This window comes from Nocardioides sp. (genome assembly GCF_031422975.1).
Classification (GTDB): domain Bacteria; phylum Actinomycetota; class Actinomycetes; order Propionibacteriales; family Nocardioidaceae; genus Nocardioides.
Map to the genome: position 1 here is coordinate 1 of NZ_JANPEO010000427.1, position 5,762 is coordinate 5,762.

Consider the following 5,762-nt stretch of genomic DNA (forward strand, 5'->3'; position numbering starts at 1 on the left):
GGCTGATCGGTGGCGGGCTGTTCTGGATGCTGCGTCGCCGCGACGAGCGCCCCGACACCTCCGGATCGGGCGACTGACGTGGGTGCCGGTCACGGTCACCGGATGCACTTCCACGGCCACAGTCCGATCCATCGCGCGCCCGCGCATCTCAAGCTGGTGGCGCTGGTGTGTTTCATGCTCGTCGTGGTCGCGACGCCGCGCACCTGGTGGCCGGCGTTCGTGGTCGAGGCGCTCGCGCTCTTCGTGGTCATCGGCCTCTCCCGCGTGCCCCCGGGCTACCTCGCGCCGCGCATGGTGATCGAGGTTCCTTTCGCGGTGTTTGCCCTGCTGATGCCCTTCATCTCCGCCGGGCCACGGACCGAGATCCTCGGCATCGCGGTCTCCGAGCCCGGGCTGCACGCCGGCCTCACCCTGCTGGTCAAGGGCTCCATCGGCATCCTGGCCTCGCTCACGCTGGCCGCCACCACCGAGCCGCAGGACGTCCTCCGCGGCCTCGAACGCCTCCGGATGCCCGACCTGATCGTCCAGATCATGGGGTTCATGATCCGCTACCTCGACGTTGTCACCGGGGAGCTGTCGCGGATGCTGGTCGCGATGCGCTCGCGCGGGTGCGACCCGCGATCGCCCCGGCACTGGCCGACGCTGGCGCGCGCCATGGGCGCCCTCTTCATCCGCTCCTACGAGCGCGGCGAGCGCGTGCACCTGGCGATGCTGTCGCGCGGCTACACGGGAACGTTGCCGAGATGAGCACCCCGGTCCTGGAGGTGCGGGGCCTCGCCTTCGCCTACCCCGACGGCCATCAGGCGCTCTTCGGCGTCGACCTGCACGTGCACCAGGGGGAGCGGGTCGCGCTGCTCGGGCCCAACGGCGCCGGCAAGACCACCCTGGTGCTGCACCTCAACGGCATCCTCAGCGCGGGTGCCGGCTCGGTGACCGTCAGCGGTCTCCCGGTCCGGAAGCCGAATCTCCAGGAGATCCGGCGCCGGGTCGGCATCGTGTTCCAGGACCCCGACGACCAGCTCTTCCTCGGCAGCGTGCGCCAGGACGTCGCGTTCGGTCCCGCCAACCTCGGCCTGAGGGGCGCCGCCCTCGACAGGCGCGTCATGCACGCGCTCGACCTGGTCGCGATGGCCGACTTCGCCGACCGACCACCCCACCACCTCTCCTTCGGCCAACGCCGGCGGGTGGCCATGGCCACGGTGCTGGCGATGGAGCCGGAGATCCTGGTGCTCGACGAGCCCAGCTCCAACCTCGACCCCGCCAGTCGCCGCGAGCTCGCCGACATCCTGCGCAGCCTCGATGTGACGGTGCTGATGGTGACGCACGACCTGCCCTATGCCCTCGAGCTCTGCCCCCGCTCGGTGGTGCTCAGCGACGGGGTGGTCGTGGCCGACGGACAGACCCTCGACGTGCTCACCGATGGGCCGCTGATGGCTGCCCACCGGCTGGAACTGCCGTGGGGATTCGATCCGCACACGGTTGGTAACCTTCCGACGTGACCAACGAACTGAGCGCGCTCGAGCGCGAGATCGAACAGACGCGTCAGCGGCTCGCCAGCACGATCGACCAGCTCACCTACCGCGCCAACCCCAAGACGATCGTGGGTCGCGAGGTGACGTCGGTGAAGTCGCACTTCGTCGACCTCGAGTCCGGTGCCCCGCGCACCGACAACATCCTCAAGGTGGCCGGCGGCGTGGTCGGCGTGATCGTGCTGTTCGCGATCATCCGCAAGATCACCCGCTGATCGCGGGTCCGAGCCAGTCGTGAGCAGCTCCGCGGGCGCCGCAGCCATCAAGATGCTGCATGACCGTCTCCTGGTCGAGCTCGACCGCGACGCGGGTGAGCGTCGTTCGTCAGGCGGCATCGTCATCCCCGCCACGGCTGCGATGGGAGCCCGTCGCCTGCAGTGGTCGCGAGTCATCGCCGTCGGCCCGCACGCGCGTGCCGTCGAGGTCGGTGACCGGGTGCTGTTCGACCCCGAGGACAAGTCCGAGGTCGAGGTGCAGGGCGACGTCTACCTCGTGATGCGCGAGCGTGACGTGCACGCGGTGGCGGCCGAGCGGCTCGAGGCGGGCTCCACCGGCCTCTACCTCTGACGAGGTTCGCGCAGAAATTGGGGGGATCTCGTCCCAGCCCTAGCCAGGCCGACCCCGACGGGGTGAGGATGGCGAGGTCGCGACGTTACCCCCATGAACGCCGCTACACCGGTGGGCGGCCTGCGCCGATGCCCCCGCTCGTGCGGGCCGTCCGCCCCCGAGTCCGCCTCGAACGCCCTAGGGTGGCGCGCGTGAAGCAGCGCGACGCGATCGTCATGGACGACACCGAGATCGACACCTTCTTGACCCAGCAGCGCAGCTCGACGGTGGCCACCCTCGGTCCGCGGGGCCAGATCCACCTCGTGGGCATGTGGTACGCGTGGTTCGACGGCCACGTCTGGTTCGAGACGAAGCTGAAGTCGCAGAAGGTGCGCAACCTGCGCCGCGACGACCGGCTGACGTTCCTGGTCGAGGCCGGTCACACCTACGACCGGTTGCGTGGTGTCTCGATGGAGGGGCGGGGACTCGTCATCGGCGACGACCCGGTCCTGCTGGAGCGCGTGTGTCTGCAGATCTTCGAGCGCTACAACGCGCCGTACACCCCGGAGCTCCGGCCGTTCCTCGAGCTGATGATGCACAACCGCGTGGTCGTGCGCCTCGACGTCGAGCGCACCCGGACGTGGGACCACCGCAAGCTCGGCCTTCCGGCCATCGAGCTGGGCGGCACCACGGCCGCGTCGACCCAGGAGTCGTGACGCTTCGTCGTGATGTACGCCAGCTGGGACTCGAACCCCGAACCCGCTGAAAACCGCCGCGCGATTTCGGCAGCGTTCCCGGAGGACGCCATATAGTGCCTGACCTGCATGGACGACGCGCCAGCAGCGTGAGAGAGATCGGCCGAAACGGCCAGTTTCCGCGTGATGGGCGTGGCGTAAAGCGTGGTTCTGCTCGCCGCTCGTCGTTTGTCGTCTTCATGGTCGCGGCGAGGACGGCCCGCAGGGCCGCCCGCAGGTGCGTCCGCGCCCGGCGAAGCCGGCGCTTTAACGGAGTATGGAAAGTTCTCACAAGTTGACCGATCGAACGATGTGCTCCTTCGGGCGATCTGGGCCGCGTGCCTGTGAGCTGATGGCGACACTGCGGTGCCCGGATCTGGTACCCCTCTGTGTCAAGGAGCGGTTGGAGTGAGGGTCTTCCGACCGGCTGGTCGTCGGCGTAGCGTCGGCTTCGCGGGTCCGGGAAGTGGCTGATCCGAAGTGTCGATGAGCGGGTGCGAGTCGGCCGCGCTGGATTGAAGTGTCGCCCCGCAGTGCCCTCCCGGACCCGCCTCTTCCGGCTGCTGGGTGAGCCCGGCGTCGGCGATGAGCTGGCGGTAGACGACGTCGGACAGGCGCCGCTTGAGACACCGCAGCGCTTCCATCGGTGTCTTGCCGGCGGCAAGCTTGCGCCGGTAGTAGGCACGGCCCTCGGTGTCGTGACGGATCTGCACGACCGCGGCGACGTGCAGGACGTGGTTCATCCGCCGGTTCTCGGCACGTGAGAGCCGGTGGCGGTTCTGCTCCCCGGAGGAGGCGTCCAGGGGTGCGGTCCCGGTCCAGGACGCGAACCGGTTACGGTCAGCAAATCGGGCCACATCGCCGACGTCGGCCAAGGTCCGGGCGGCACCTGCCGGGCCGACGCCGTAGAGGTCCATCAGTGCTGAGCCACGCTCGAGGACTGCGGCCTTGAGTTCAGCCTTGATCTTCTTCAGCTTGGCGTCGAGCGCGACGAGGTCGGCGATCTCCTCGGCGGCCATCCGCCGACGGGTCTTGCCGGCGATGTCGCGGGGTCGCACGGTTGCCAGCATGGCCTTGGCCTGGGTGGCGGACAGGTCGCGCTTGCGCTGGCCAGGCAGCAGCTCACTCAGCAGGCGCTGCAGCCGGTTGACGGTCTGGACCCGTTGGCGGGCCAGCTCGTCGCGACGATCGGTGAGCATCCGAAGCGCCTCGAGCTCGCCGTCGTCGGCCACGACCCGAAGGCCTTCGGTGCGGACCGCGACGACGGCGATCGAGTGCGCGTCCAGGGCGTCGGTCTTGCGGTTGTGGCCGGTGTCGAAGAGCCGTACCCGGGCGGCGAGCTTGGCCGGCACGTCGAGCACCTGCTCGCAGGCGGCGACGAGCCTTTGGGCCAGCGGACGGCCGGCGCCGTTGGCTCCCTCGACGGCCCAGATGCGGTCGGGCCACTGCTTCACGTACCGCCTCATGTCGGCGTAACCGGTGTTGTTGGTGTCGAACCGACCGGTGCCGAGGAGGTGCTCACAGTCGTCGACGACCTCGATCGTCACCGACATCTTGTGGGGATCGACCCCGATAATCACGCCCTTCTTCTTGCTGCTCATCTGCTCCACCTCGTCTGTGGCTAGGAACCAGTTGGACGACGAGGTGGGCATTGCTACTACGAGCTGGGCAGACCCCTGACTTGTCTACTGGACCCAGACATCACGGGCCTGCAGCCCTACGGTGTCGAGGGTGTCGGTTCGGGGTGGCTCGCAAGTCCCCTTGCCGCCTCCGGGCTGGCTCATCAAGAGCGTGCGTACCCGGCCGACACCCGCCGCGGTGTGGCTCAGCAGAGGCGTGATCGATCCAGAAGTCAGGTTGCCCGCCGCGGTCCTCCACCATTCCAGCGAGGAAAGGCATCTAGTGATCACGATTGGCATCGACCCGCACAAGAGCTCGCTGACCGCGGTAGCGGTCCGCCCCGACGGTCAAACCCATCCACCGATTCGACTCGTCGTGGACAAGAGCACCCCGTCCGCGATCCTTGCTTGGGCTGCCCAGTGGCCCGAGCGCCAGTGGGCAGTCGAAGGAGCTACCGGACTAGGACGCGGCATCGCTCAGCAGCTCGTCACCGCCGGTGAGCTCGTCCTCGATGTGCCGGCGAAACTAGCGGCGCGAGCACGCCTGTTGGGCTCGAGCAGCGCCCGCAAGACCGACGTCGCCGACGCTATTTCAGTCGCCACCGTCGCGCTGCACAACCGGCGCCTCAACCGCGTCCAGCTCGAGAACCACACCATCATCATGCGACTGCTTACCGAGCGCCGCGATGACCTGGTCGCCGAGCACACCCGGTGGATCAACCGACTTCACGTCCTACTCCGCGACCTGCACCCCGGTGGCGCCGAAGTCCGCCTCAGCTCTACTGACGCCTCGGCATTGCTGAACAAGATCCGTCCCGTGACCGCAGCCGACCACCAGCGCAAGCAGATCGCTCGTGACGTCGTGCGCGACCTCAAACGCCACGAAGCATCCATCAAGGAACTCGAGAAGCAGTTGCGGGCAGCAGTCACCGCAAGCGGCACCACGCTCACCGAAATCCAGGGCATCGGGTTCCTGACCGCCGCGAAGATCCTCGCGCTGACCGGCGACATTGAGCGCTTCCCCAACCAAGAGCACTACGCCAGCTACGCCGGCACCGCGCCCATTGACGTGTCCAGCGGCGACCAGGAGACCCACCGACTGTCGAGGCGAGGCAACCGCCAGCTCAACGCAGCCATCCACGTCGCCGCCATCACCCAAGCACGCGACCCCGGCCCGGGACGTGACCACTACCGACGAAAGATCGCCGAACACAAGACCGTCAAGGAAGCCCGCCGCAGCCTGAAACGACGCATCACCAACGCCGTCTACCGTCGTGTCCTGGCCGACCACGAACGGCTCCAACTTCAGGCCGCTTGACACACAGAGGCGCTCT

7 protein-coding genes are annotated in these 5,762 nt (G+C 68.2%); 6 read left to right on the forward strand and 1 reads right to left on the reverse strand.

All coding sequences use genetic code 11. The features are described from left to right. Positions 1-102 precede the first annotated feature (102 nt). From cbiQ to RMO85_RS12885, 5 genes are all read left to right on the forward strand, one after another. Positions 103-747, forward strand: coding sequence for a cobalt ECF transporter T component CbiQ (gene cbiQ / locus RMO85_RS12865; RefSeq protein WP_310529121.1), 645 nt, complete (start codon positions 103-105; stop codon positions 745-747). Continuing rightward, complete coding sequence (locus RMO85_RS12870) at positions 744-1,499, forward strand: ABC transporter ATP-binding protein (RefSeq protein ID WP_310529122.1); 756 nt, start codon at positions 744-746, stop codon at positions 1,497-1,499. The genes cbiQ and RMO85_RS12870 overlap by 4 nt, the downstream gene beginning before the upstream one ends. Further along, positions 1,496-1,744, forward strand: a complete 249-nt coding sequence (locus tag RMO85_RS12875; RefSeq protein ID WP_310529124.1) for a DUF3618 domain-containing protein — start codon at positions 1,496-1,498, stop codon at positions 1,742-1,744. Before RMO85_RS12870 ends, RMO85_RS12875 begins: the two co-directional genes overlap by 4 nt. Positions 1,745-1,796: 52 nt before the next feature. Then, positions 1,797-2,096: a co-chaperone GroES gene (locus RMO85_RS12880; RefSeq protein ID WP_310529128.1), complete on the forward strand. Its 300-nt coding sequence runs from the start codon at positions 1,797-1,799 to the stop codon at positions 2,094-2,096. Positions 2,097-2,287: 191 nt separating this feature from the next. Continuing rightward, entirely contained in the window at positions 2,288-2,791 is a 504-nt protein-coding gene (locus tag RMO85_RS12885; protein ID WP_310529125.1) for a pyridoxamine 5'-phosphate oxidase family protein, read from the forward strand. 410 nt (positions 2,792-3,201) lie between these two features. Here RMO85_RS12885 and RMO85_RS12890 read toward each other — a convergent pair whose 3' ends face one another. Further along, positions 3,202-4,410 carry an IS110 family transposase gene (locus RMO85_RS12890; RefSeq protein WP_310529126.1) on the reverse strand — a complete coding sequence of 403 codons (1,209 nt, stop codon included), beginning with the start codon at positions 4,408-4,410 and terminating at the stop codon, positions 3,202-3,204. 301 nt (positions 4,411-4,711) lie between these two features. Here RMO85_RS12890 and RMO85_RS12895 point away from each other — a divergent pair, with 301 nt between their 5' ends. Further along, complete coding sequence (locus tag RMO85_RS12895) at positions 4,712-5,746, forward strand: IS110 family transposase (protein ID WP_310529127.1); 1,035 nt, start codon at positions 4,712-4,714, stop codon at positions 5,744-5,746. Positions 5,747-5,762 lie beyond the last annotated feature (16 nt).